General features: G+C 69.4%; 16 protein-coding genes, 3 tRNA genes and 5 pseudogenes. 13 read left to right on the top strand and 11 right to left on the bottom strand.

Annotated features, from left to right (window positions below; genetic code table 11):
- Window positions 1-28: 28 nt before the first annotated feature.
- Window positions 29-748: a SanA/YdcF family protein gene (locus P3L51_RS18200; RefSeq protein ID WP_354606302.1), complete on the bottom strand. Its 720-nt coding sequence runs from the start codon at window positions 746-748 to the stop codon at window positions 29-31.
- 179 nt (window positions 749-927) lie between these two features.
- Here P3L51_RS18200 and P3L51_RS18195 point away from each other — a divergent pair.
- The 5 genes and pseudogenes from P3L51_RS18195 to P3L51_RS18175 all read left to right on the top strand — a co-directional run.
- Window positions 928-1,644 (top strand): annotated as a pseudogene (locus P3L51_RS18195) (sirohydrochlorin chelatase); the annotation flags it as partial.
- 32 nt (window positions 1,645-1,676) lie between these two features.
- The gene (locus P3L51_RS18190) at window positions 1,677-3,044 is read left to right on the top strand and encodes a deoxyguanosinetriphosphate triphosphohydrolase (protein ID WP_354606292.1); all 1,368 of its coding nucleotides are present in this window, start codon (window positions 1,677-1,679) and stop codon (window positions 3,042-3,044) included.
- A 211-nt stretch (window positions 3,045-3,255) separates the two neighbouring features.
- A complete protein-coding gene (locus P3L51_RS18185; protein ID WP_354606291.1) occupies window positions 3,256-4,533 on the top strand; it encodes an NAD(P)/FAD-dependent oxidoreductase in 1,278 nt (425 codons plus the stop codon).
- Between the two features lie 55 nt (window positions 4,534-4,588).
- Window positions 4,589-6,517, top strand: coding sequence for a DNA primase (gene dnaG, locus P3L51_RS18180; RefSeq protein ID WP_354606290.1), 1,929 nt, complete (start codon window positions 4,589-4,591; stop codon window positions 6,515-6,517).
- A gap of 231 nt (window positions 6,518-6,748) precedes the next feature.
- On the top strand, window positions 6,749-8,011 hold the full coding sequence (locus P3L51_RS18175) for an RNA polymerase sigma factor (protein ID WP_354606289.1): 1,263 nt from the start codon (window positions 6,749-6,751) through the stop codon (window positions 8,009-8,011).
- 48 nt (window positions 8,012-8,059) lie between these two features.
- Here the strand turns inward: P3L51_RS18175 and P3L51_RS18170 are convergent, their stop codons facing one another.
- From P3L51_RS18170 to P3L51_RS18155, 4 genes are all read right to left on the bottom strand, one after another.
- The gene (locus P3L51_RS18170; protein ID WP_354606288.1) at window positions 8,060-9,994 is read right to left on the bottom strand and encodes an ABC transporter ATP-binding protein; all 1,935 of its coding nucleotides are present in this window, start codon (window positions 9,992-9,994) and stop codon (window positions 8,060-8,062) included.
- The gene (locus tag P3L51_RS18165) at window positions 9,994-11,727 is read right to left on the bottom strand and encodes an ABC transporter ATP-binding protein (RefSeq protein ID WP_354606301.1); all 1,734 of its coding nucleotides are present in this window, start codon (window positions 11,725-11,727) and stop codon (window positions 9,994-9,996) included. The genes P3L51_RS18170 and P3L51_RS18165 overlap by 1 nt, the downstream gene beginning before the upstream one ends.
- A 168-nt stretch (window positions 11,728-11,895) precedes the next feature.
- Window positions 11,896-13,347 (bottom strand): xylulokinase, encoded by a 1,452-nt coding sequence (locus P3L51_RS18160; RefSeq protein ID WP_354606287.1) that lies wholly within the window; start codon window positions 13,345-13,347, stop codon window positions 11,896-11,898.
- 77 nt (window positions 13,348-13,424) lie between these two features.
- The gene (locus tag P3L51_RS18155) at window positions 13,425-13,721 is read right to left on the bottom strand and encodes a YtxH domain-containing protein (RefSeq protein ID WP_354606286.1); all 297 of its coding nucleotides are present in this window, start codon (window positions 13,719-13,721) and stop codon (window positions 13,425-13,427) included.
- A gap of 202 nt (window positions 13,722-13,923) precedes the next feature.
- Here P3L51_RS18155 and P3L51_RS18150 point away from each other — a divergent pair.
- The 4 genes from P3L51_RS18150 to P3L51_RS18135 all read left to right on the top strand — a co-directional run bounded on the left by P3L51_RS18150 (window position 13,924) and on the right by P3L51_RS18135 (window position 15,500).
- Window positions 13,924-13,996 (top strand) — tRNA-Asn (locus P3L51_RS18150).
- A 5-nt stretch (window positions 13,997-14,001) separates the two neighbouring features.
- A tRNA-Asn gene (locus tag P3L51_RS18145) sits at window positions 14,002-14,074 on the top strand.
- A 233-nt stretch (window positions 14,075-14,307) separates the two neighbouring features.
- Window positions 14,308-14,381, top strand: a tRNA-Ile gene (locus P3L51_RS18140).
- A 319-nt stretch (window positions 14,382-14,700) separates the two neighbouring features.
- Window positions 14,701-15,500, top strand: a protein-coding gene (locus P3L51_RS18135; protein WP_354606300.1) for an IS5 family transposase whose coding sequence is annotated in 2 segments (ribosomal slippage) — window positions 14,701-15,046 and window positions 15,046-15,500 — 801 coding nt in all. Because the reading frame shifts where the segments join, the coding sequence is not laid out codon by codon here.
- Here the strand turns inward: P3L51_RS18135 and P3L51_RS18130 are convergent.
- Entirely contained in the window at window positions 15,497-15,802 is a 306-nt protein-coding gene (locus P3L51_RS18130; RefSeq protein WP_354606285.1) for a MafI2 family immunity protein, read from the bottom strand. The two genes, P3L51_RS18135 and P3L51_RS18130, sit on opposite strands and share 4 nt — an antisense overlap.
- 104 nt (window positions 15,803-15,906) lie before the next feature.
- On the opposite strand from P3L51_RS18130, the gene P3L51_RS18125 reads away from it, so the two are divergent.
- Together P3L51_RS18125 and P3L51_RS36005 are read left to right on the top strand one after the other, a co-directional pair.
- Window positions 15,907-16,890: a transposase family protein gene (locus P3L51_RS18125; protein WP_354606284.1), complete on the top strand. Its 984-nt coding sequence runs from the start codon at window positions 15,907-15,909 to the stop codon at window positions 16,888-16,890.
- A gap of 43 nt (window positions 16,891-16,933) precedes the next feature.
- Window positions 16,934-17,071 (top strand): annotated as a pseudogene (locus P3L51_RS36005) (IS5/IS1182 family transposase); the annotation flags it as partial.
- Between the two features lie 196 nt (window positions 17,072-17,267).
- Here the strand turns inward: P3L51_RS36005 and P3L51_RS18120 are convergent.
- The 5 genes and pseudogenes from P3L51_RS18120 to P3L51_RS18100 all read right to left on the bottom strand — a co-directional run bounded on the left by P3L51_RS18120 (window position 17,268) and on the right by P3L51_RS18100 (window position 21,835).
- Window positions 17,268-18,065 carry a hypothetical protein gene (locus P3L51_RS18120; protein WP_354606283.1) on the bottom strand — a complete coding sequence of 266 codons (798 nt, stop codon included), beginning with the start codon at window positions 18,063-18,065 and terminating at the stop codon, window positions 17,268-17,270.
- A 618-nt stretch (window positions 18,066-18,683) separates the two neighbouring features.
- A pseudogene (locus tag P3L51_RS18115) lies at window positions 18,684-18,851 on the bottom strand (IS3 family transposase); the annotation flags it as partial.
- 140 nt (window positions 18,852-18,991) lie between these two features.
- Window positions 18,992-19,276 carry a transposase gene (locus P3L51_RS18110; RefSeq protein ID WP_354606282.1) on the bottom strand — a complete coding sequence of 95 codons (285 nt, stop codon included), beginning with the start codon at window positions 19,274-19,276 and terminating at the stop codon, window positions 18,992-18,994.
- 231 nt (window positions 19,277-19,507) lie between these two features.
- Window positions 19,508-19,723, bottom strand: a pseudogene (locus P3L51_RS18105) (transposase); the annotation flags it as partial.
- A 210-nt stretch (window positions 19,724-19,933) separates the two neighbouring features.
- Window positions 19,934-21,835 (bottom strand): S9 family peptidase, encoded by a 1,902-nt coding sequence (locus P3L51_RS18100; protein ID WP_354606281.1) that lies wholly within the window; start codon window positions 21,833-21,835, stop codon window positions 19,934-19,936.
- A gap of 520 nt (window positions 21,836-22,355) precedes the next feature.
- Between P3L51_RS18100 and P3L51_RS18090 the strand changes: the two are divergent.
- Together P3L51_RS18090 and P3L51_RS18085 are read left to right on the top strand one after the other, a co-directional pair.
- Window positions 22,356-22,874 (top strand): annotated as a pseudogene (locus P3L51_RS18090) (IS630 family transposase); the annotation flags it as partial.
- A gap of 311 nt (window positions 22,875-23,185) precedes the next feature.
- Window positions 23,186-23,620 (top strand): hypothetical protein, encoded by a 435-nt coding sequence (locus P3L51_RS18085; RefSeq protein ID WP_354606280.1) that lies wholly within the window; start codon window positions 23,186-23,188, stop codon window positions 23,618-23,620.
- Window positions 23,621-24,173 lie beyond the last annotated feature (553 nt).

Genomic DNA, 24,173 nt, shown 5'->3' with positions numbered 1-24,173 from the left:
CTGTGAGGCCGCGGTCCGGGCGGCACGGTCACCCGGCCAGCGCCTCGCTCACGCCCGTCTCCACCGGGCCGAGGAAGTGCGGATCGGGCCGCGTCGCCGCGTCGAGCGCCGCCTTCCCCGCCGCCGCCAGCTCCCGGACCCCGCCGTAGTACCAGGTGACGTCACGCCGCTCGGCGACCCCGACACCGTACGAATCGACCCCCGCCGCCCGGCAGAGCGCGACCGCGCGCCGCACATGGAAGCCCTGCGTCACCAGCACCGCCCGCTCGACGCCGAAGATCTTCTTCGCCCGGACGCAGCTGTCCCACGTGTCGAAGCCCGCGAAGTCGCTGACGATCCGGTCGTCCGGCACCCCACGCGCCGTCAGATACGTCCGCATGGCGTCCGGCTCGTCGTACTCCTCCCGGCTGTTGTCCCCGGTGACGAGCACGACCTTCACCTTTCCTTCCTCGTACAGCTCGGCTGCGGCGTCGAGGCGGTGCGCCAGATAGGGCGACGGCACGTCGTCGCGCAGACCGGCCCCGAAGACGACCGCGACATCCCGCGCGGGTACGTCGGCGACGGTACGGACATGGGCGTCGGCGCTCATGTACAGCCATGTCGCGGGCACGAGCGCCAGCACGCACCCGACCATCACGGCCTGCACCCCACGCCGCTGCCCCCGCCGCGTCGTCGGCAGCCGCAGCCGCAGCCGCAACCTCGGCAGCCGCAGCTTGCGCAGCCGTGCCACCGTCGGCCTGCCCGGCATCCTCGGCCTGCCCGGCATCTTCGGCTTGAACATGAGCCCCCATCATCCGTACGTACTCCGTAGGACGATCGGCGCGGCCGAAGAGTTCGCACCGCCCCCCTCCCGCCTGTGAGCACCCCGAAAACCTCCGCGACACACCCGGCAACCACCCGGCAACGTCCGCCCCACAGGATCGGCCCATGGATGAGCCGCACACCTCCGCGCCCACGCTCGTCGCCGTCGCCCACGGCAGCCGTGACCCCCGTGCCCTGCGCACCGTCAGGGCCCTGCTGCGACGGGTCGAACGGCAGCGGCCCGGCCTCACCGTCCGGCTCGGTCACATCGAGATCGAGCAGCCGTCCCTCACCGACACGCTCGCCTCCTTGGGAGACGGCCGGGCGGTGCTCGTACCGCTGCTGCTCGGGCCCGGGCACCACGTCGGCCACGACCTGCCGCGCGCCGCCGCCGCCGCGCCCCGGCTGCGCACCACGATCGCCGCGCCGCTCGGCCCGCACCCGCTGCTGGTCGAGACGTTGCACGCGCGCCTGGTGGAGGCCGGCTGGCGTGACGAGGCGGACCGCGCGCACGACACCGGCGTCGTACTCGCCGCCGCCGGATCGCGCGACCCGCGGTCGGCCGCCGCCACCCGCCGTACGGCCGCGCTGCTGAGCGCGCGGCTCGGCGGAGTGCCGGTCGTCCCCGCGTACGCGTCGGCCGCCGCGCCCACCGTCCCCGACGCCGTACGGGAACTGGCCGCACGCGGGCGGAGCCGTATCGCCCTGGCGTCGTACTTCACCGCGCCCGGCCACTTCGCGACCCGCTCGGCCGCCCACGCGCCCTGGATCGCCGCGGCCCCGCTCGGCGACCACCCGGACCTGGCCCGCCTCGTCCTGCGCCGCTACGACGACGCGCGGGCGTGCCGGGGAGCCGGGCCGGTTACCTTCGACGCATGGAAGGCATCACCGCACCTCACGACGACCGCGCCTACGACGAGGCGGACACCGCGCGTTTCTCGGCCGAGCCCGACAAGCGCCCCGGCCGCACCGCCTTCCAGCGTGACCGCGCCCGCGTCCTGCACTCCTCCGCCCTGCGCCGTCTCGCCGGCAAGACCCAGGTGGTGACCCCCGGCTCGCAGAGCCTGGAGTGGGACGCCAGCCCGCGCACCCGGCTGACGCACTCCCTGGAGTGCGCCCAGGTGGGCCGCGAACTCGGTGCCGCGCTCGGCTGCGACCCGGACCTCGTGGAGACGGCGTGCCTCTCGCACGACATGGGCCATCCGCCGTTCGGCCACAACGGCGAACAGGTGCTGAACGACTTCGCGAAGGACTGCGGCGGCTTCGAGGGCAATGCCCAGTCGCTGCGCCTGCTCACCCGCATCGAGCCGAAGCGTTTCGTCCGCGCCGACTCGGTGCCCCCGGCGATCACCCCGCCCCGGGCCGAGGCGGCCGTCGAAGCCGGAGCGGGGGCCGGCGGCGGCGCCCGCCTCGTCAGCGTCGGCCTCAACCTCACCCGCGCCGTACTCGACGCCGCGACGAAGTACCCCTGGCCGCAGGGCGCCCACCCCACCGACCCCGGCTCGGTGAAGTTCGGCGTGTACGAGGACGACCTGCCGGTCTTCGAATGGGCCAGGCGCGGTGCCCCGCCGAACCGCACCTGCTTCGAGGCACAGGTCATGGACTGGGCCGACGACGTCGCGTACTCGGTGCACGACTTCGAGGACGGCCTGCACGCCGGCCATGTCGACCCGAGGATGCTTCTCTCCGGGCCCGAACGGGACGAGATCTGGGCGGTCGCGATCGGCCGCTACGTACCGCACGACACCGACCCGAACCAACTGGCCGCCGCGCTCGACCGCCTCATGGCCGAGGAGTGGTGGCCGCACGGCTACGACGGGACGGCCGTCGCCCAGGCCGGGCTCAAGGACGCCACCAGCCAGCTCATCGGCCGGTTCTGTCTCGCCGCCGAGGGCGCGACCCGGGTGGAGTACGGCACCGGGCGGCTCACCCGCTACGGCGCCTCACTGGTCGTCCCGCGCGAGGCGCGCGACGAGTGCGCCGTACTGAAAGCCGTCGCCCACCGCTATGTGATGCAGCGCGCCGACCAGGAATCCCTCCGCGCGGACCAGCGCATCGTCCTCGCCGAACTCGCCCGGACGCTGACGGCCCGCGCCCCCGACGGGCTGGATCCCCAGTTCCGCGCGCTCTTCGAGACGGTCCCCGACGACCGCGCCCGCAAGCGCGTGATCGTCGACCAGATCGCCTCCCTCACCGATGCCGCGGCGCGCTCCCTCCACACGGCACTCACGGGCCGCACCTGACCGCCGTGGTTCGCGCATGGGCGCCCCGCATTCCGCACCCGTCATATTCAGCCAACGGCCGAAGCGGGCCGAGCCGCCCCGCCAGGGGGTGACGCGTGTAGCAAGGTAGCCACATCAAGCCGGAACCATGCCCGTGGAGCCTCCCCTCTTTCGCCATCACGCTCCGTGCGGGACGCTCACAGATGGCGGCAGCGCAACGAGGAGGCATCAAGTGGTCGACGCACATCGGACATTCGTCATCGTCGGTGGTGGGCTCGCCGGGGCGAAGGCCGCGGAAACCCTGCGTTCCGACGGATTCACCGGCCGAGTGATCGTCATCGGGGACGAAGGAGACCACCCCTACGAACGCCCCCCGCTGTCCAAGGGCTTTCTGACCGGCAAGGAGGAGCGCGACAGCGTCTTCGTCCACGAACCCGCCTGGTACGCCCAGCACCGGGTCGAGCTCCACCTCGGCCAGACGGTCACCGGGATCGACCGCGAATCCCGCTGCGTCCACCTCGGCGACGGCACCTCCGTGCGCTACGACAAGCTGCTCCTGACCACCGGCTCCGAACCTCGCCGCCTCGACATCCCCGGCACCGACCTCGTCGGCGTCCACCATCTGCGCAGGCTCGCCCACGCCGACCGGCTGCGCCACGTCCTGGCCGCCCTCGGCCGCGACAACGGCCATCTGGTCGTCGCGGGCGGCGGCTGGATCGGCCTGGAGGTCGCCGCTGCCGCGCGTGGGTACGGCGCCGAGGTCACCGTCGTCGAACCGCACCCGACCCCGCTCCACCAGATCATCGGCCCGGAGCTGGGGCAGCTCTTCACCGAACTGCACAGCGAGCACGGCGTACGGTTCCACTTCGGCGCCCGGCTCACCGAGATCGTCGGCCAGGACGGCATGGTCCTCTCCGTCCGTACCGACGACGGTGAGGAGCACCTGGCGCACGACGTGCTCGCCGCGATCGGCGCCGCGCCCCGTACGGGGCTCGCCGAGGCCGCCGGTCTCGACCTCGTGGGCCGCGAGCACGGCGGCGGCATCGCCGTCGACCTGGCCCTGCGCACCTCCGACCCGGACATCTACGCGGCGGGCGACGTGGCCTCCGTCCCGTTCTCGCTGCCCGGCACCGACCTGCCGGCCGACAGGCTGCGCGTCGAACACTGGGCCAACGCGCTCAACGGCGGCCCCGCCGCCGCCCGCTCGATGCTCGGCCAGGACGTGACGTACGATCGTCTGCCGTACTTCTTCTCCGACCAGTACGACCTGGGCCTGGAGTACTCGGGCTGGGCGCCGCCCGGCAGTTACGACCAGGTCGTGGTGCGCGGCGACGCCGGAAAGCGGGAGTTCATCGCCTACTGGCTCAAGGACCGCCGGGTGCTCGCGGGGATGAACGTCAACGTGTGGGACGTCACCGGCGACATCCAGCGGCTCATCCGATCCGGTGCCCAGCAGGATCTCGACGCCCTCGCCGACCCGACGGTGCCGCTGGACACGCTCGGGGGCTGAGCGGTCCGAGGACCGGGCGTAAGGGACTGTCGGCGCGGGCCCGTAGGATTCTGGCGTGGCAGGCAGGATCAACGATGACGACGTGAAGGTGGTTCGGGACGCGGTCCCGATCGACACCGTCGTGTCCGAGTACCTGCAACTGCGCCCCGCCGGCGGCGGCAACATGAAGGGCCTGTGCCCCTTCCACGACGAGAAGTCCCCGTCCTTCCAGGTCAGTCCGAGCAAGGGTCTCTTCCACTGCTTCGGCTGCCAGGAGGGCGGAGACACCATCGCCTTCGTGATGAAGATCGACCATCTCTCCTTCTCCGAGACGGTCGAGCGCCTCGCCGCCAAGGCGGGCATCACCCTGCGGTACGAGGAAGGCGGGTACAACCCCACCCACCAGCGGGGCGAGCGCATCCGGCTGGTGGAGGCGCACAAGGCGGCGGCCGATTTCTATGTCGAGCAGCTCGGTGGCGAAGAGGCCGAGATCGGCCGGAAATTCCTGGCCGAGCGGGGCTTCGACCAGGCGGCGGCCGAGCACTTCGGGGTGGGCTACAGCCCGGCGGGCTGGGACCATCTGACCCGTTTCCTGCGCGGGAAGGGCTTCAGCGACAAGGAACTGCTGCTCGCCGGGCTCTCCCAGGACGGCCGCCGGGGTCCCATCGACCGGTTCCGGGGCCGGCTGATGTGGCCGATCCGCGACATCTCGGGCGAAGTCGTCGGCTTCGGCGCGCGCAAGCTGCGCGACGACGACAACGGGCCGAAGTATCTGAACACCCCCGACACCGCGATCTACAAGAAGTCGCAGGTGCTGTACGGGGTGGACCTCGCCAAGAAGGACATCGCCAAGGCCAGCCGGGCGGTGGTGGTCGAGGGGTACACGGACGTGATGGCATGCCATCTGGCGGGGATCACCACCGCCATCGCCACCTGCGGCACGGCCTTCGGCACCGACCACATCAAGATCCTGCGCCGGCTGCTGATGGACAACGGCAGCGCGCGGGTGATCTTCACCTTCGACGGTGACGCGGCGGGCCAGAAGGCCGCGCTGCGCGCCTTCGAGGACGACCAGAAGTTCGCCGCCGAGACGTACATCGCCATCGCGCCCGACGGCATGGACCCGTGCGAACTGCGGCTCAGCAAGGGCGACGCGGCGGTCCAGGACCTGGTGGAACCGCGCACACCCCTCTTCGAGTTCGCGATCCGCCAGATCGTGTCCCGGTACGACCTGGAGACCCCGGCGGGCCGCGCGTCCGCGCTGGACGAGGCGGGCCCCATCGTGGCCCGGATCAAGAACGGCGCGTCGCAGCACGAGGTCGCCGTCCAGCTCGCCGGCATCCTCGGCATCCTGGACACCCAGTTCGTGGTCAAGCGCGTCGCGCAGATGGCGCGTTGGGCGCGCGACCGGGGCGGACGCGGACCGGCGGGTCCGGCGGGCCAGACGGCCGACCGCGGCGGACCGGGCGGCCCGTCGTCCTCGTACGACTCCGGGCGGTCCCCGGCCCTCTCCGGCCCCGCGCTCAACCTCCGCAGCCCCGCCCACCGCACCGAGCGCGAGCTGCTGAAGCTCGCCCTCCAGCGGCCGGAGCTGGTCTCCCCGGCCTTCGACGCCTACGGCGTGGACGAGTTCACCGCCCCGCCGTACGCGGCGGTCCGCCGGGCCGTCGAGGACGCGGGCGGCGCCGAGCAGGGCATGGCCTCGGCGCCCGAGTATCTGGCGGGGGTCCGCGAGGCCGCGCCGAACGACGCGGTGCGCGCTCTCGTCACGGAGCTGGCGGTGGAGGTGTTCCACGGCAAGACGATCGACGAGGCGTACGCGGGGGAGCAGTTGGTCCGGGTCCGGCTGCGCGCCGTCGACATCCGCATCCACGACGTCACGGGCACGCTGGCCCGCCTGGGCACGGGCGAGGACGCCGAGCGCCACCAGGCCGTACAGAACGAGCTGTGGGTGCTCCAGCAGTACCGCCAGTCGCTGCGCAACAGCGGAGCCGCCGCGCTGTAGAGCCGTGGCGGGGGCGCGCGGCTCGTGGGCCGTGGCCCGTCCCCGGTCGCGGGGAGCGCGTCCGGCGGCGGCCCCGTGTTCGCGGTGTCCCCGTCAACACTCCACCCCCACCGCGCCCCAACTCCCCCTGTTTTAAACATCCTTGGGTAACCGCCCGGTTACGCACGGGACTCAGAAAGTCCCCGCACACCTCTCGTGGCGGCCCTGTGCCGTACGCCACACTGGGCAGCGGTGCCTGTGTTCTCGGAGCGCGGCCGGTCCACCCACGGTGGACCTCTCACCCCCGCGGATCCGCTCATCGTGTACGGGACTGACGGCGGCCCGGCCGCTCACGTCCCGCTGCCGCACGCCCCCGATCCGGCAGCGATCACCCTGGAGGCCGCCCCCGTGCAGACCCAGACCCTGACCGAGACCGAGACCGAGCCGGCGTCGGCGGTTCCACCGCGGAGCCGTGCCGCGCACCACCCCGAGGCGACCTCCGAGGCGACCCCCGAGCCCGCCCCGGAGACCGTCACCGAGGACCCGGTGGACCTCCCCGAGATCCCGGAACGCGTCGGACCGCGCGGCAAGGCCGACAGCGGCGGGCCCTCGTCCGACCTCTTCCGGCAGTATCTGCGGGAGATCGGACGGATCCGACTGCTCACCGCCGTCGAGGAGGTGGACCTCGCGCGCCGCGTCGAGGCCGGACTCTTCGCCGAGGAGAAACTCGGCTCCACCCCCGACCTGGACTCCCAGCTCGCCCTCGACCTCGACCGGCTCGTCGTGCTCGGCCGGATGGCCAAACGCCGGCTGATCGAGGCCAATCTGCGGCTCGTCGTCTCCGTCGCCAAGCGCTACGTCGGCCGCGGACTGACGATGCTCGACCTGGTCCAGGAGGGAAACCTCGGCCTGATCCGGGCCGTGGAGAAGTTCGACTACGCGCGCGGCTACAAGTTCTCCACCTACGCGACATGGTGGATACGCCAGGCGATGTCCCGCGCGCTGGCCGACCAGGCCCGGACGATCCGGGTCCCCGTCCATGTGGTCGAGCTGATCAACCGCGTCGTCCGCGTCCAGCGCCGCATGCTCCAGGAACGAGGGTACGAACCGACCCACGAAGAGGTCGCGGGCCAGCTGGAGCTGACCGCCGAGCGGGTCGGCGAGGTCCTGCGGCTCGCCCAGGAACCCGTCTCGCTGCACGCGCCGGTGGGCGAGGAGGACGATGTCGCCTTCGGCGACCTGATCGAGGACGGCGACGCGGCCTCACCCGTCGAGTCGGCGGCCTTCCTGCTGCTCCGCGAGCATCTGGAGGCGGTCCTCTCCACGCTCGGCGAGCGCGAACGCAAGGTCGTCCAGCTCCGCTACGGACTGGCGGACGGCCGCCCGCGCACGCTGGAGGAGATAGGGCGGATCTTCGGTGTGACGCGCGAGCGGATCCGGCAGATCGAGTCCAAGACCCTGAGCAAACTCCGCGACCACGCGTTCGCAGACCAACTGCGCGGCTACCTGGACTGAGGACCGGGCCGGGACGGGCCGCGCCCGCGACCCGTCCCGGCACAGGCCCTAGTCCACCTCCGCGACCGCCTGCGCGAACTGCGCCGCGTACAGCCGCGCGTACGCGCCCTTCGTCGCCAACAGCCCCTCGTGCGTGCCCTGTTCGACGATCGCGCCGCTCTCCATCACCAGGATCACGTCCGCGTCCCTGATCGTGGACAGCCGGTGCGCGATCACGAAGCTCGTCCGCCCGTGCGCCAGTTGGGCCATCGCCTTCTGGATCAGCACCTCGGTACGGGTGTCCACCGAGCTGGTCGCCTCGTCCAGCACCAGGATCACCGGGTCCGACAGGAAGGCCCGCGCGATCGTGATCAGCTGCTTCTCGCCCGCGCTGACACCCGACCCCTCGTCGTCGATCACGGTCTCGTACCCGTCGGGCAGCGTCCGGATGAAACGGTCCGCGTGCGCCGCCCGTGCAGCCTCCTCGATCTCCTCCCGGGTGACCTCGCGCGCCGCGCCGTACGCGATGTTCTCCGCGATCGTGCCGCCGAACAACCAGGTGTCCTGGAGGACCATGCCTATTCGGGACCGCAGGTCCTCACGCGACATGGTGGAGATGTCGATGTCGTCCAGACTGATCCGCCCGGCCGTCACCTCGTAGAACCGCATCAGCAGATTGACCAGCGTCGTCTTGCCGGCGCCCGTCGGGCCGACGATCGCGACCGTCTGGCCGGGCTCGACCGACAGCGACAGGTCGTCGATGAGCGGCTTGTCCGGCTCGTAGCGGAACGCCACGTTGTCCAGCGCCACCCGCCCCCGCAGCTCGTGCGGGCGCTCGGCCGACGGCGCGTCCTTCTCCTGCTCGTCCGCGTCCAGCAGTTCGAAGATCCGCTCGGCGGACGCGACCCCGGACTGGACGAGGTTGGCCATCGACGCCACCTGCGTCAGCGGCATCGAGAACTGGCGCGAGTACTGGATGAACGCCTGTACGTCGCCGATGGACAGCGTGCCCGACGCGACACGCAGCCCGCCGACGACCGCCACCAGCACATAGTTGAGGTTGGAGATGAAGAACATCAGCGGCTGCATGATCCCGCTGTTGAACTGCGCCTTGAAGCCCGCCTCGTACAGCGCGTCGTTCTGCTCCTTGAACGCCCGCGCCGACTCGTCCTGCCGCCCGAAGACCTTCACCAGGGCGTGCCCCGTGTACATCTCCTCGACATGCGCGTTCAGCGTGCCCGTGGACTTCCACTGCTGCACGAAGTGCGGCTGCGAGCGCTTGCCGACCTTCGTCGCCACCAGCACCGACAGCGGCACAGTCACCACCGCGACCAGCGCCAGCAGCGGCGAGATCCACAGCATCATGCCCAGGACGCCGACGATCGTCAGCAGCGAGTTGATGAGCTGGCCCATCGACTGCTGGAGGGTCTGCGAGATGTTGTCGACGTCGTTCGTCGCCCGGCTCAGCACCTCACCGCGCTGCTGACGGTCGAAGTACGACAGCGGCAGCCGCGACAGCTTGGCCTGTACGTCCTCACGCATCCGGTAGATGGTGAGGTTGATGACCCGGATCGACAGCCGCGTCGAGACCAGCATCAGCAGCCCCGCCGCGACGTACACCGCCAGTGCCACCAGCAGCACCCGGCCGACCGCGTCGAAGTCGATGCCCTGCCCCGGCGTGAAGTCCACCCCGGAGAGCAGGTCGGCGAGCCCGCCGTCGCCCTCGTCCCGCAGCCGCGAGACGGTGTCCTCCTTACTGACACCGCCCGGCGTCTGCCGGCCGACGACACCCGCGAAGATCAGGTCGGTCGCCGAGCCGAGGATCTTCGGGCCGACCACCGAGGCGGCCACGCTCAGCACACCCGCGGCGAGCATCCACCACAGAGTGATCTTCTCGCGCGCCAGCTGCCGCAGCAGCCGCTTGCTCGACCCTTTGAAGTCCATCGACCGCTGCGTAGGAGCACCCGCGCCGGCCGCCATCATGCGTCCACCAGGACCGCTCATCAGGCCGCCTCCGCCTCGGTCAGCTGGGAGAGCACGATCTCCCGGTACGTCTCGTTCTCGGCCATCAGCTCGTGATGACGTCCCTCACCGACCACCCGGCCCTCGTCCATGACGATGATCCGGTCGGCGTCGCGGATGGTCGCCACCCGCTGGGCGACGATCACCACCGTCGCCTCGGCCGTCTCACGGGACAGCGCGGCGCGCAGCGCGGCGTCCGTCGCGTAGTCCAGCGCGGAGAACGAGTCGTCGAACAGATAGATCTCCGGCCGCTGCACCAGCGTGCGCGCTATCGCCAGGCGCTGGCGCTGCCCGCCGGAGACGTTCGTGCCGCCCTGCGCGACGGGCGCGTTCAGCCCGCCCTCCAGGTCGGTGACGAACTCCTTGGCCTGCGCGACATCCAGCGCGTGCCACAGCTCCTCGTCGGTCGCGTCCGGATTGCCGTACCGCAGATTCGTCGCCACCGTCCCCGAGAAGAGATACGGCTTCTGCGGCACGAGACTGACCGTCTTGGCCAGCAGGACCGGATCGAGACCGCGTACGTCCTCGCCGTCGACCAGCACCTCGCCGGCCGTCGCGTCGACCAGCCGGGGAACCAGCCCCAGCAGGGTCGACTTGCCGCTGCCGGTCGAGCCGATGACGGCGGTCGTCTCGCCCGGTCGCGCGGTCAGTGACACCTCGCGGAGCACCGGCTCCTCGGCCCCCGGGTAGCGGAACTCCGCGCCCCGCACCTCCAGATGACCGTGCCGGCGCAGCGTCCGCACCGGATCCTTCGGCGGAACGACGCTCGACCTGGTGTCCAGCACCTCCTCGATGCGCTCGGCGCACACCTCGGCGCGCGGCACCATCATGAACATGAAGGTGGCCATCATCACGGCCATCACGATCTGCATCAGATACGCGAGGAACGCGGTCAGCGCCCCGATCTGCATCCCGCCGCTGTCGATGCGGTGCGCGCCGAACCAGACGACGGCGACCGACGACACGTTGACGACCGTCATCACGACCGGGAACATCAGCGCCATCAGCCGGCCGGTCGCCAACTGCATGTCGGTGAGACCGGTGTTGGCGCCCTTGAACCGCTCCTTCTCGTACTCGTCCCGCACGAAGGCCCGGATGACGCGGTTGCCGGTGATCTGCTCGCGCAGCACCCGGTTCACCGTGTCGAGCCGCGTCTGCATGGTGCGGAACAGCGGGCGCATCCGCTTGACGATCAGGCTCACGGCGATGCCGAGGACCGGCACGACGGCGAGCAGCACCCCCGACAGCGGCACGTCCTGGCCGAGCGCCATGACGATGCCGCCGACACACATGATCGGGGCCGACACCATCAGCGTGAACGACATCAGCACCAGCATCTGTACCTGCTGGACGTCGTTGGTCGTACGCGTGATCAGCGACGGCGCCCCGAACTGGCCGACCTCGCGGGCGGAGAAGCTCTGCACCCGGTCGAATATCGCGGCCCGCACGTCACGGCCGAGGGCCGAGGCGGTGCGCGCACCGTAGTAGACAGCGCCTATCTGGCCGAAGACCTGGGCGACACTGACGGCGATCATGAGAACGCCGAACTCCATGATGTAGCCCGTGTCCCCCTTCACGACACCTTTGTCGATGATGTCGGCGTTGAGGGTGGGCAGATAGAGGGTGGCGCAGGTCTGCAGCAGCTGGAGCGCCACCAGCAGGCCGATGGCTCTCTTGTAGGGGACCAGATGCGTTCTGAGTAGTCGTAGCAGCACGTGCTGTCTCTCGGGCTCGGCAAGATCGGGGGTCGGACCCATCCTGCGGTACTCCAGCCGCTGGAACCCAAGGGTTTTCCACAAAGGACCGGTCAAGAACGACTGTCATACCGGAGAGGTCGTCCCGGAGGGCTCCTGCCGGAGGCGTCGTACCGCGGAACCCCAGCTCTACACCCCCGGCGCCGCGGAGAAGGCGCCCGGGTGGATCTGCTCACGGGCGGCCCTGTACTGCTGGCGCACCGCCGCGCCGACCGCCGCCTCCTCGCCCGGCTCGAAGACCTGCGCCGCCGCGCCCTGCCAGTCGGGCGGGCTGTGCGGGGACAGTGTGTTCTTCGAGACACCCAGCGCCCAGGCGGCCTGCCGGGCCGCGCCCAGCGCCGCGTACTCGGCCGGCTCGGGCACCACGACCTGCGCCCCGAAGATCCCCGGCGCTGACGTCCGCACGGCGGGCAGCCCGGCCGCCGCCCCCAGCAGGAACACCCGCCGCACCTCGACCCCGCGCCCGCGCACCACGTCCATCGCGTCGGCCAGCGAGCAGAGCATCCCCTCGAACGCGGCCCGCGCCAAATGCTCCGGTTTCATCGACTCCCGCCGCAGACCGGTCAACGTGCCCGCCGTGTGCGGCAGTTGCGGTGTCTTCTCGCCCTCCAGATAGGGCAGGAACACCAGCCCGGAGGCGCCCGGCGTGGACTTGAGCGCCAGCGCCGACAGCTCCTCCAGGTCCTCGGTCCCGAGCAGCTCCGCCGTGCCGCGCAGGGCCCGTACGGCGTTGAGCGTGTGGACGACCGGCAGATGCATCCCCGTGGCGTCCGCGAACGACGTGATCATCCCGGAGGGGTCCGCCAGCGCCTCGTGGTGCACGGTCATCACCGACCCGGAGGCGCCCAGCGACACGACCGCGTCACCGATCCCGACACCGAGCCCGAAGGCGGCGGCCATGGTCTCGCCCGTACCGGCGGATATCAGCAGCCCCTCGGGTGTGGTCCCGGCGGCCTCGGCCGGACCGAGCACCTCGGGCAGCGCCGCCTGGTGCCCCAGCGCGAGCTCCATCAGATCCGGCCGGTACGCACCCGTGCGGGCCGACCAGAAGCCGGAACCGGACGCCGCGCCCCGGTCCGTCGTCCGCCGGGCGGGCCGGCCGAGCAACTGCCACACCAGCCAGTCGTGCGGCTGAAGGACCATCGCCGTACGCCGCGCCGCGTCCGGTTCGTGCCGCGCCAGCCAGCGCAGCTTCGCCACCGGCTGACCGGACTGCGGTACGGATCCGACGGCCTCGGCCCAGGCCTGCCGCCCCCCGAGCGCGTCGATCAGATCGGCGGCGGCGACCTGCGCGCGCTTGTCGTTGCCGAGCAGCGCGGGGCGTACGAGATTGCCGGAGTGGTCGAGCGGCACGAGCCCGTGCTGCTGCGCGGAGACGCCGATGGCCTCCACGCCCTCCAACAGCCCGCCGCCCGCGGCCTCGCCGAGCGACAGCAGCCAGGCCTGCGGATCGACCTCGGTGGCCTTGGCCTCGACGGGATGTGCCGCGTATCCCTGCCGCAGCACGGCACCCGTGTCCGCGTCACACACGACGATGCGCGTGGAACCCGACGAACTGTCCAACCCGGCGACTATTCCCATGGCACGATTCTGCCGCACGCGCGAAGCGACGGCGGTGTCCGGGACCACCCCGGGGGCCGGACACCCGGCACCGCGGGTCAGGTGTTGGTGGTCCCCCAGTCGTCCTCACCGTTGTGGTTGCGCGAGCGCAGCGACCGGACCCGGTCGGCGACGGACCCGGGGACCTTGTCCCCGACCTTGTCGCTGACCGAGTGGTACGCCTTGCCCGCGTACTCACGCCCGGACAGCGCGGCCGTCTCGGCGGCGTTGCGCACGGCCGGGTTCTGCGAGATCCGGCCGGCGGACTTCTTGAGCTGCTCGTAGCGCTCGCGCCCGGCCCTGGTACCCAGTACGTAACCGACAGCCAGTCCCGCGATGAACGTGAGGCGCCGCATGGCCTGCCACCCTTCGTTAGTTCGTTGGCATCGGACCTTGAGCCGTGACGTCCGCCTACCCCCCAGGCCCGAGATCACCCAGTGTGACCCGGCGGGATACCGATTGGCGGAGCACCCCCCTGCTTGCGCTAATGTATGTGTCGCAGCGAACGTCCGCCGCCCGGCAGAGCCCGGGTGGGTATGTTCGGTGCATACGCAGCAATCCCCTGTAGCTCAATTGGCAGAGCAGCCGGCTGTTAACCGGCAGGTTACTGGTTCGAGTCCAGTCGGGGGAGCGCGATCTCCTGTAGCTCAATTGGCAGAGCAGCCGGCTGTTAACCGGCAGGTTACTGGTTCGAGTCCAGTCGGGAGAGCAAGCACGGAAGAGGACCCCTCGGGGTCCTCTTTCTTGTGCCCGCCGTCCGCCCGCCGACGGCGCGCGGACGGTTCGGGGAGCGCCTTCCGGGTGATCTTCGGGCTTCCTGGAACCGGCCGACGCGGGACGAAGTCCTCATGGTCAGGCGTTGCCGACCATCCGAGGCAGGAGATCGTATGAGCGGCTATGCTGCGGCAGACGGCGCGCACAAATGTGCGCGACGCGCCGTTAGGGGCGGTAGCTCAGCCGGTTAGAGCAGCGGACTCATAATCCGTCGGCCGTGGGTTCGAGTCCCACCCGCCCCACCGCGCCACGCCGCAAGTTCACCCGTTTGACCAGCGATAACAGGTGGGCGCTCGCTGTTAAGAAGGTTTTTTTCCTTCCCTTCATGATCATCTGCTGGCCCCTGCTGGCCCGAGGGGTTGTGATCAAGGAACCTGGGCTCGGTCGTCGGATGTGCGATTGCCTTCGAACGCGACGAACCTCGGGTTGCTGGACGCGCTCAGTTTGTGGGGTCACTTCGACCGCAGGCTGGCTGTGTAGGGCTTCAAGGGCGCTCGTGAATAAGGATCATGAACGAGACGGTGTCTTGATTGGCGATCGCTTGTTGCTGTGGGCATTGACATAGTTGTGCGCCTGGTGCCGGACGGGCTGTGGGAGATCTTCCAGGGCGTGGCACCCGAGTCTCCAGGACGTCCCCAGGGCGGAGGCCGCCGGAGGTGCGACGATCGCGCGGTGCTGGCCGCGATCATCTTCGTCGCTACTTCCGGCTGGACCTGGCGGCAAGTGCCGCCGATCTTCGGAGCTTCCTGGCAGACGGTCCACCGTCGCTTCACCGATTGGTCCACGGCGAGGGTCTGGGGCAAGCTGCACCGCGTGGTCCTCGACCGGCTCGGCGCGAACGGCGAGCTGGACTGGTCGCGCTGCGCGATCGACTCGGCCGGCGTCCGGGCGGCCAAAGGGGGCCCCTGACCGGACCGAATCCGACCGATCGCGGCAAGCTCGGATCGAAGATGCATGTCATCTGTGACCGCAACGGGCTGCCGATCTCGGTGGGTATCTCCGCCGCCAACCTCTACGACAGCCAGGCACTGATCCCGCTGATGCGCGGCATCCCGCCGATCCGCTCCCGCTACGGCTCCCGGCGCCGCCGCCCGGCCAAACTCCACGCCGACAAGGGCTACGACTTCGACCACCTGCGAGGATGGCTGCGCCGTCGGCAGATCGTGCCACGCATCGCCCGCCGCGGCATCGAACCTTCCGGCCGCCTGGGCCGGCACCGCTGGCTGGTCGAGCGCACGATGTCCTGGCTGAACGGCTGCCGTCGTCTGCACCGACGCTACGAGCGCAAGGCCGAGCACTTCCTCGCCTACGTCGGTGTCGCCCGCACCCTCGTCTGCTGCCGCAGAGCGGTGCAGGACTAGGACTTGGCCCAATAGATCATGCGCTCGTGAGGCTGCGTGTTGCCCGCGTCCGGCACACCCACCATGACGCGCGGTTCGATCAGCGGAGTCTCTGGATGGAGAAACGCCTCCAGGTCGCCGATCGCATCGGCGATGTCTTCGTCGATCTCGGCGGTATGGCGACGTACCCAGTAGGAGAGCAGCACTCTTTCCTCCTCGGCCGCAATCGCTACCGCCACCACATCGGATGAGATCAGCCCTAGCAGAGCCTGCACCGCAGTGAGGGCAATGTCGTTGACGCGCTGAAGCTCGGGGTCTGCCACGCCGGTGCATCCTGCCGGTCACCAAGCGATCGCGCCAACTGAGACATCATCTAACGAGCTCGTGCATGGTTAGCGGTGGCGCGTCGAGACCTTGATCGTTGATCATGATCTGTGTGGTGGGGAACCGGGTTCGTACAGCGATCATCCGTAGCCAGCGGATCACGGGGCTGACGCCCGACGTGATCTCCGAACTCGTCGCAGAGGTCGGCCCGTTATGGCACGAACGGCACCAGGCGGCCCTCGTTGCGCGTCCTCGGTGCAGGGCCGTGGGTGCCGGAGCCAAACACAAACTGGTCTTCGTGGACCGCCTGTTGGCAACCCTCGTACACCTCCGGCACGGCGCCACCCACGACGTGCTGGCCTGCTGGTTCGGTGTCGACCGCTCCACCATCACACGTGCGGTCAGTGAAGTACGTCCCCTGCTGGCGAAACGGGGCTGCACCGTCGCGCCCGGCCTGCGCCTGCGCACCCTCGCGGAAGTCATCGATCACCTCGGCGCCGACGGACGCACCGGGATCGTCGACGGGACCGAGGTCCGGGTGCGCCGCCCGGCCGCCGGGCGCAAGGGCCGGGAGAAGCTGATCTCCGGGAAGAACAAGCAGAATGCTGTGAAGGCGATGGTCGTCACAGATGCCGACGGTCGGCTGCTGTTCTGCAGCCCGGCCGAGCCGGCCAGCTGCGCGGACATCACACATGCCCGGAAGTTGGGCCTGGTCAAGCTCCTGGCCGACGGCCCCGCCGTGGAGATCCTGGCCGATGCCGGATATCAGGGACTGGGCTCCCAGACTGGCGGCCGCGTGGTGACGCCGCCGCACCGGAAGTTCAAGAAGAACCCGCCCGAGTGGTACGAGGAGATGCGCGAGCGCCAGCGCAAGGCCCACTCCTCACGCCGTATCCGAGTCGAGCACGGCATCGGCCATATGAAGAACTGGCGGTCCCTCGCCCGCCATCACGGCCGTCGTGAGCACGAGCGACATCATCCAGGCCGTCGCCGGACTGCTCTCCCTCCAGCAGGGCGCCACGATGGCGAGCGGTACGCGAACGTGACTACAACCGCCGGCCCGCGGTCCTCGACGCGCCACCGCTAACCATGCACGAGCTCGTTAACACAATGAGGTGGATCCTTCCTGGTTGCCGTGTCTGGGGCGGGAGTTGAGCATTCGGCCCGGCGTGGGGATACCGCCGCGGATCGTGTCGGATGAGCTGTGAGATCACTTGGAGCCGCTGCTGCCGCAGCGCGAGCGTAGGTTCCGGTATCCAGGTCGCAAAAAGCCCGGATATGCCGAGGGCCCCGTGGGAAGACCTCCGAGGGGCCCTCGACTTGCTGGTCAATAGCTGTCGGAGTCGCAGTTCGACGACGATCCGGAGTCGTGGGGCGAGGAGCAGCGCGGCGTGAACAACGGACGTGCCAGGCCGTACGAGTCCCCGGCGGCGGCCAAGCCGTGCGGAGGCGGCTGCCACGCGTTCATTGGGCGGGAAGCAATGCAGGGTGCAGTGCCTCACTCGCCGCCCGAACGAAGTTGTTGATGGCGTCCCGAAAGGGGGTGACGTTTTGAGGTGTCGGCTCGTGCGGCTGGCAGAGAGTGGCCAGCAGTCCTCCCGATATCTCGCATGTGCTGAACAGATCGCGCAGCTCCTGCAACACGTCCGTTGAGCTGTCTTCCATGGCGGGAGTACCGATGGTGTGCCAGAAGCCCTGCGCGACGGGGACCAACTCCCAGATGCGTGTCACCTCGTGCGGGTGAGCGAGAGCACGGTCATTGATTTCGTACATGGCGGCCATCCGGAGTGCGTGTTGTTGGTCCACCAGCACCGAGAGGTTGGCGGACAGTTGAAGGGTGATGGCTGCGTCGGCAACTCCGTCGGGACCTTCCAGTCGCACTACCCAAGCTCTGTGCGACATATCCGTTTCCAGGGCTTTCAGTGCGGTGATGTGATTCCGGGTTTCATCAAGCCGGGAGATACTGCCGCCGAAGTTGTTGCGGGCGGTATCGGTGTAGCTGAGAACCGATTGGAGGAAGGTTGCGTAAGCGTCTCGCTGGATGCCGCGCCGCCACTGAAGGTGGTCGTTCTGGCCCTGTGCTCGCACGGCATCAAGTGCTGCCCGGTAGCTCGCATCTGCTTGGGCCAGACCGGCGCGAGCAGTCTCTTCCGCCCCGCGTAGCGCCCCCCGCAGCTGCCAACGGCCGAGGACGAGGGTTGTCGGTATGCCGACGGCTGCGATGGCTGCCGTGGCCAACGCCCCGATTCTTTCGAGATCCATGAGTCACATGATCTACGCCCGGACTCTCGCTGCTCTCTTCCGCGTGCTGCCTGCGCCAACGAAAGCCGGCCCCCAGCGTATTGCCGAGGGCCGACTTTGAGCGCGTGGCGCCTACCTACCGGGCCGCGACGTTGTCACCGCAGCCATGCGACGGGTTGGAACCGCCGCCGTCACCTTCCTCGATGTCCTTGTTGTCCTCGTCACCGAAACGGAGCATCGGCTTTCCCGAGGGCGTTGTCGTAGGAGTCTCCGACGGAGCCCATGGTTGCCTGAACTTCCGCTCGCAGCAGGCGGGTTGTGAGCTTGATCGACGTATATTGGCAGCCGTGATCCGCGTGATGAATGAGCTGTCCGGGCTCGACCTCGCGGGAAGCGAGGGCGTACTTGAGCGTGGACAGCACCAGGTCGGTGTCCGCGCGGGGCGGAGGTCTCCCAGGCCACCCGGCGGGAGAAGGCGTCCCGGATCGCGGAGAGCCACAGCGGGCCCTCGCCTGTCGCGATCATCGTCAGGTCGGTGACCCACAGCCGGTTCGGCGCGGGTGCGGTGAAGTCGCGCTGGACCAGGTCCGGGGCCAGGGTGGCCTTGGGGTCACGGCGTTTGAAGCGCTTGCGGCGCGGGCTGATCCCAGCGATATCGGCCTCGCGCGTCAGGCGCTCGACCCGCTTGCGGCCCACGTGGACGCCCTCGCGCCTGAGCATGGCGTGCACGCGCGGCGAGCCGTAGATCCCATCCGAGTCGGCGTGGATCTCCTTGATCTGCTCGGTGAGTTCTGCGTCCCGGCACACGCGTTCGCACGGCTCGCGCTCGGCACGGCGCCAGCGGTAGTAGGTGGAGGAGGCGATGTTCAGCTCCCGCAGGACGGGCTCGACCCCCAGGTGCGGGTGCTCGTCAACGAGCGCCGTCACCTGGGCCGGGTCGGGTCGAGCTACGCCGCGAAAAAAGCCGAGGCCGTCCGTTGGACCTCGTTCGCCCGCTTGAGCTGGGCGTTCTCCTTGCGCAGCGCCGCGAGCTCGGCGCGCTCGTCGGTGGTGAGCCGGTCGTCGCGCTCGCCGGCGTCCGCCTCGGCCTGGCGGATCCAGCCGCGCAGGGCCTCGGGGTGCACGCCGAGATCGACGGCCAGTTTCTTGATCTGCAGCTTCGGGTCGGAGGTCCGATACATCCGCACCGCACGCTCACGCAACTCCAGCGAGTACTTCCTGGGGGCAGCCATGGTCGATGTTCCTCTCACGAGTCCCATCTGACCCTCTGTCACCACGCTCCGCATCTCGGGGAAACCTCACAACGACACCAGCACCAGTGGCTTGACCAGTAGAAACAGCACGGTCCGGCATTGACCGACACGGGCCGACACGGGCCGGCATGAAGCATCTGGCAGCCGCCCGAGACTCGACATCCCTCGAAGCCGAACTTGCGTTCGATGCGTGTGTGGAGTCGTCGGCAGCCGGTGGGCGGTCGCTCCGGACGGGCCGAACGACGCCGAAGGCAGCTGCTGCCAGGTACAACCTGACGCGGCCACGAAGACGATCACGGCCAGCGCTTCCCGGTCGCCGTGCCGACGCCGATCCCCGCCCTGCGGCCGCGACCGCGCCTCCGGCACCACCCACTGAAACAACTCCCACAGCTCGTCCGGCACCAGCTGCTCAACGATCCCCACCATGACTCACAGAGCACCGAGTGACCCAAATGAGATGGCCTCTGAGTCCGGTTGCTGCGCCGAAGCGCGAAGGGATGCGGCCACGATTTGCTGCAGGGCCGCAGCATGCTTCTTGAGTGCGGCGCTCCCGTCCGCGCTCAGGGCCACCCAGGTGCGCGGGCGCTTGCCGACGTAGCCCATCTTGACGTCGACGTAGCTGTGACTCTGCTTCGGTCACCTGTGCTCGCTGTCGCGGAGATGACGGGCCAGGAAGTGGTCGGCCGCGTGGTACATGTCGATGTTGTTCTCCGGGTTGGCGAAGCTGTGCCCTTCGTTGTCCTTGACGAGGTACTCGACGTCGACACCGCGGTTCCGGAGCGCCTCGACGATCTGGTCGGACTCCGACTTGAGTACGCGGGCGTCGTTGGCGCCCTGGACGACCAGCAGCGGGGTGCGCATGTCGGCCACCCGGCTGAGCGGTGAACGGGCCCAGAGGTCGGCTTCCTGTGCGGGGTCTTCGGGATTGCCCGCGTACAGGTGCCAGTTGTTGGTGAGGTACGGCTTGGCGAAGTCCGGCATGTTGCGCAAGGCGGTCACCAGGTTGGAGGGGCCGCAGAAGTCGATGGCGGCGGCGAAGAGGTCAGGCGTGAAGGAGACTCCAACGAGGGCCGCGTACCCGCCGTAGGAGCCGCCGAAGACGGCGACGCGCGCCGGGTCCGCGTAGCCCTGCTCCACGGCCCAGCCGACGGCGTCGACGAGGTCGTCGTGCATCGCGCCGGAGAGTTCGCCGATACCGGCCTTGAGGAAACTCTTGCCGTATCCGGTGGAGCCTCGGTAGTTCACCTGGAGCACCGCGTATCCCCGGTTCGCGAGGAGTTGCGCGGTCGGATCGAAGCCCCAGCTGTCGCGGTGCCAGGGTCCGCCGTGCACCTGGAGCACCATGGGCAGGCCGACAGGTTCCCTGTGCAGCGGCAGGGTGAGGTACGAGGGGAGTTCGAGGCCGTCTCGTGCGGGGATCGTGACGGGGGTCATCGGCGCGAGGGCGGCCGGGTCGAGGCGGGGGTAGGGGCGGAACAGTACGCGGCTTTCGCCGGTGGTGTGGTCGTAGAAGTGGGTGACGCCGGGGTCGCGGTCGTGGCTGAAGGAGACGATCCAGCGCTGTCCTTCGCGGTCCGAGGAGAGGGCGGCCACGTCGCCGTCGGAGAGTTTGCGCAGGTTGTCGAGGATGTCGGCGAAGCCGGCGGTCAGCGGCCGGATGACGGCGCGTTCGCCGAGGTACCGCACGCCGATGAGGTCCTTGGTGCGGCGGTCGAGGATCAGCGGCGCGGGCAGGATGGGGAAGACGGCGGCGCGAGGGTCGATGTCGAGGCCAGGGTGGCTGTCGACCTCGGTCTCCCGGCCGGTGCTCAGGTCGACGTGGATGACCCGGGTGTGCTCGCTGCCGCGGTAGGAGCTGACCCAGGCACCGGTGCCGTCCGGGGTGAGCTGGAAGGGCTGCAGGTCCAGTGGGTGTTCGGAGCCGGGGAAGGTGGCGACGCGGCGCATGGCGCCCGACTCGGGTTCCCATCGGGACAGTTCGATGTCCCCGTCCTCGCTCAGTCCGTGTCCGTACATCGTCCCGTCGGATGCGTACACCAGGGCGCTGGAACCGCCGGGGTTCTGGGCGAGCATCGTGAGTTCGCCGGTGGCGATGCGGAGTTCGTAGAGGTCGAACACCGCCGGGTCGCGGTGGTTGAGGTTCAGGACGGCGCGGCCGGGCCTGGTAGGGGGCAGTTCGAACCCGGTGATCCGAGCTCCAGGGAAGGGTGTGAGGTCGACGGCGTCGGCATCCGGGTGTTCCAGGTCGACGCGGTGGAGGTGGTAGTTCTCGTCCCCGTCGCCGTCCTGTTCGTACAGCAGCCAGCGCGGGTCGTCGGTCCAGTGGTAGCGCAGGACGCTGCGGCGGGAGTCGGCGGTGACGCATCGCGCCTCCCCCTCGCCGTCGAGATCCTGGATCCAGACGTTGAGGCGGTCACGCCAGGGGGCCAGGTAGGCGAACTTCGAGCCGTCAGGTGAGATGACGGCGCCGGTGCGGTCCGGGGAGTCGAGCAGGTCCTCGACGTTCAGGTACGGGACGTCGGGTCGGTCGGCGGACATGGGATGAGCTCCTTCAATGGTCACTGCGGTGCGGCGGTTGGGGGCGCGGCCGGCGAGCTGTTCAGTTCTGGTGCCCTGTTGGCCGGCTTCTCAGACCCTGCGCGTCAGGGACGTGGCCGTGCGGTTGAGTTCGGCGGGCAGGGGACAGATCACGCGGGCGAGCACGGCGGCCGTACGGGAGGCGTGTGCGGAGGGTATGTCCCGCCCGGCGCGGAGCGCGGTCTCGGGTTGCCTCCCAAGACCCATGTCAGCGCAGATGGCTCGGGGGTGGTCGGTCATGCCGGGGCACGGCTGCTGGCGGATCTCGCTGATGCCACCGGGCTGAGCGCCGCGTATTCCGCCGCGCTCGGACCGCTTCGACCGCGTGGGACCAGACATGATCCGGGCCGGATCGCTACCGACCTGGCGGTGATGCTGGCCGACGGCGGTGTGGCCGTCGCGGATCTGGCCGTACTGCGTGACCAGGCAGGGGTGTTCGGCCGATCGCGTCGACACCGACGGCCTGGCGGCTGCTCGCCGACACCGCTACCGGCACGGCATCACCAGCCTGTTCGCCGCCTTCAACATCGCCGACGGCAGCGTCATATCAGCACTGCACCGCCGCCACCGGGCCATCGAGTTCATGAAATTCCTGACCCGGATCGACAAGGCCGTGCCCGCCGGCCTCGACGTCCACCTGGTCTGTGACAACTACGCCACCCACAACACCGCCGAGATCAAGACGTGGCTCGGGAAACACCCACGCTTTCACGTCCACTTCACCCCCACCGGCTCCTCCTGGATGAACCAGGTCGAGCGATGATTCGGCCTGTTGACGGACAAGCTCATCCGCCGCGGCGTGCACACCTCCGTGAAGGCCCTGGCCCAAGACATCAGGGCCTGGATCGACGGATGGAACGAGAACCCCAAGCCGTTCACCTGGACCAAGACCGCCGACGAGATCCTCAACTCTCTCGCCGACTACCTCACCAAAATCAACCCATCAGCCGCACCAAACCGCCAAGAATTCCAGCCCGCGATTTCAGGCGCAGGACACTAGCGGAACACGTGTATCCAGCCGCCGCCACGGCCACCGAATGGCACTGCCAACTCTCCGCCGACGACGTCAGGCCATATGCAACTGGGTCACCCGCGGCTACCTCGAACGCTCCGGCCTCGACGAACGAGGACACCCCCTGTACTCCCTCGCCCGCGCCGAACTCGCCACCCGCGGCCGCGCCCTGCCGCCTCGTCGGCATATCGGAGAACATGGCACCTACCGTCTGACGGCGTCAGCAAAAGAGTCACGAGCCCGTCACAGAAGTCCCTCATCGCCATGGTTCACCGGGACACACCGACAAGGTAGGCCGAATGAGATCCACATACAGAGCCGTCGCCGCCGCCGCGGTACTCGTCATCGCACTCACCGCCTGCGGATCGGAACCGGAAGGGACCGCCATCGAGAAGTCCGGCACCGTGGGCAAAGACCCATTGACGCCCGAAGAGACGGCCGACATCGCCGCCGATCTCGGCTACCCGGCGGAGCCTGACGCGGCACAGCGCGCGGCATTCATGAGGGCCCTGGACACGATCGATCCCGACCTCGCGCACGGCAAGGAAGACATAGCCGTCAGCAGGGCCATGGATACCTGCCGCTCGCTGAAGGACTACCCCGGCGACACGGCCAAACAGGAAGAAGTGGCGATGAAGCGCTGGACGAGCCCCGCTCACCCCGAGGGCCGGACCAACGCGGTCGCCGCCAACGTCGTGAAAGCCGCGCACACGAACATCTGCCCGGACTTCTGACCATTCGCACGCCACTGGCCCTGGACCGACGTGACCACCACCCCCCCACCCACGGCTCGAAGCTCTCTCCACCCCAGGCTGACCAGCACGTTCCCGTCCCCGCGAGCAGCACCACCCCGACCGGTGCCGTCGAACCCGGCCCACCCGACGCGGCAGCCGGGTCCCCGGCCTGTGGCCATCAGACACAGAACGCGAAACGGTCCACCGCCTTCATCGGCCGACCCTCACGAAAGATCGAGGCCAGAAATGCCACACAGAGGCGCATCGACTTCAAGTGAACCCAGTCGATTGGCCCTCCGTCTCCCTGCGACCCTTTCCGCTTGGCCACTGATCGGGTAAGTCAGCAGCGACCCCCACTGCCCCACCACACCACTCGTGTAATTGACGCCTCCCCTGACACGTGAGGAAAGTCGCGCACTCTGGCCGCCGACTACTACGAGGCCGGACACCTGCGCATGGTCAGAGAACAGCTGGCAGGCACCACGGACCGTCCCCCCACCACACAGATCCGCCCAGCTTCAGGCAAGTACGGGCGAGGCTAGGCCGCGTCTAC

Origin of the sequence: Streptomyces panacea, from assembly GCF_040560175.1 — a bacterium.
Taxonomy (GTDB): Bacteria; Actinomycetota; Actinomycetes; order Streptomycetales; family Streptomycetaceae; genus Streptomyces; species Streptomyces panacea.
The sequence above is the reverse complement of the archived record's forward strand: the minus strand, read 5'-3'. Positions and strand labels throughout refer to the sequence as shown.

Excerpts from the sequence above, each read along its gene's own strand:
- P3L51_RS18170 (WP_354606288.1), bottom strand. The coding sequence starts at position 9,994 with ATGAGCGGTCCTGGTGGACGCATGATGGCGGCCGGCGCGGGTGCTCCT.
- P3L51_RS18125 (WP_354606284.1), top strand. The coding sequence starts at position 15,907 with ATGATCTGTGTGGTGGGGAACCGGGTTCGTACAGCGATCATCCGTAGC.
- P3L51_RS18110 (WP_354606282.1), bottom strand. The coding sequence starts at position 19,276 with ATGGCTGCCCCCAGGAAGTACTCGCTGGAGTTGCGTGAGCGTGCGGTG.
- P3L51_RS18190 (WP_354606292.1), top strand. The coding sequence starts at position 1,677 with ATGGAAGGCATCACCGCACCTCACGACGACCGCGCCTACGACGAGGCG.
- P3L51_RS18200 (WP_354606302.1), bottom strand. The coding sequence starts at position 748 with ATGCCGGGCAGGCCGACGGTGGCACGGCTGCGCAAGCTGCGGCTGCCG.
- P3L51_RS18085 (WP_354606280.1), top strand. The coding sequence starts at position 23,186 with ATGAGATCCACATACAGAGCCGTCGCCGCCGCCGCGGTACTCGTCATC.
- P3L51_RS18120 (WP_354606283.1), bottom strand. The coding sequence starts at position 18,065 with ATGGATCTCGAAAGAATCGGGGCGTTGGCCACGGCAGCCATCGCAGCC.
- P3L51_RS18160 (WP_354606287.1), bottom strand. The coding sequence starts at position 13,347 with ATGGGAATAGTCGCCGGGTTGGACAGTTCGTCGGGTTCCACGCGCATC.
- P3L51_RS18100 (WP_354606281.1), bottom strand. The coding sequence starts at position 21,835 with ATGTCCGCCGACCGACCCGACGTCCCGTACCTGAACGTCGAGGACCTG.
- P3L51_RS18155 (WP_354606286.1), bottom strand. The coding sequence starts at position 13,721 with ATGCGGCGCCTCACGTTCATCGCGGGACTGGCTGTCGGTTACGTACTG.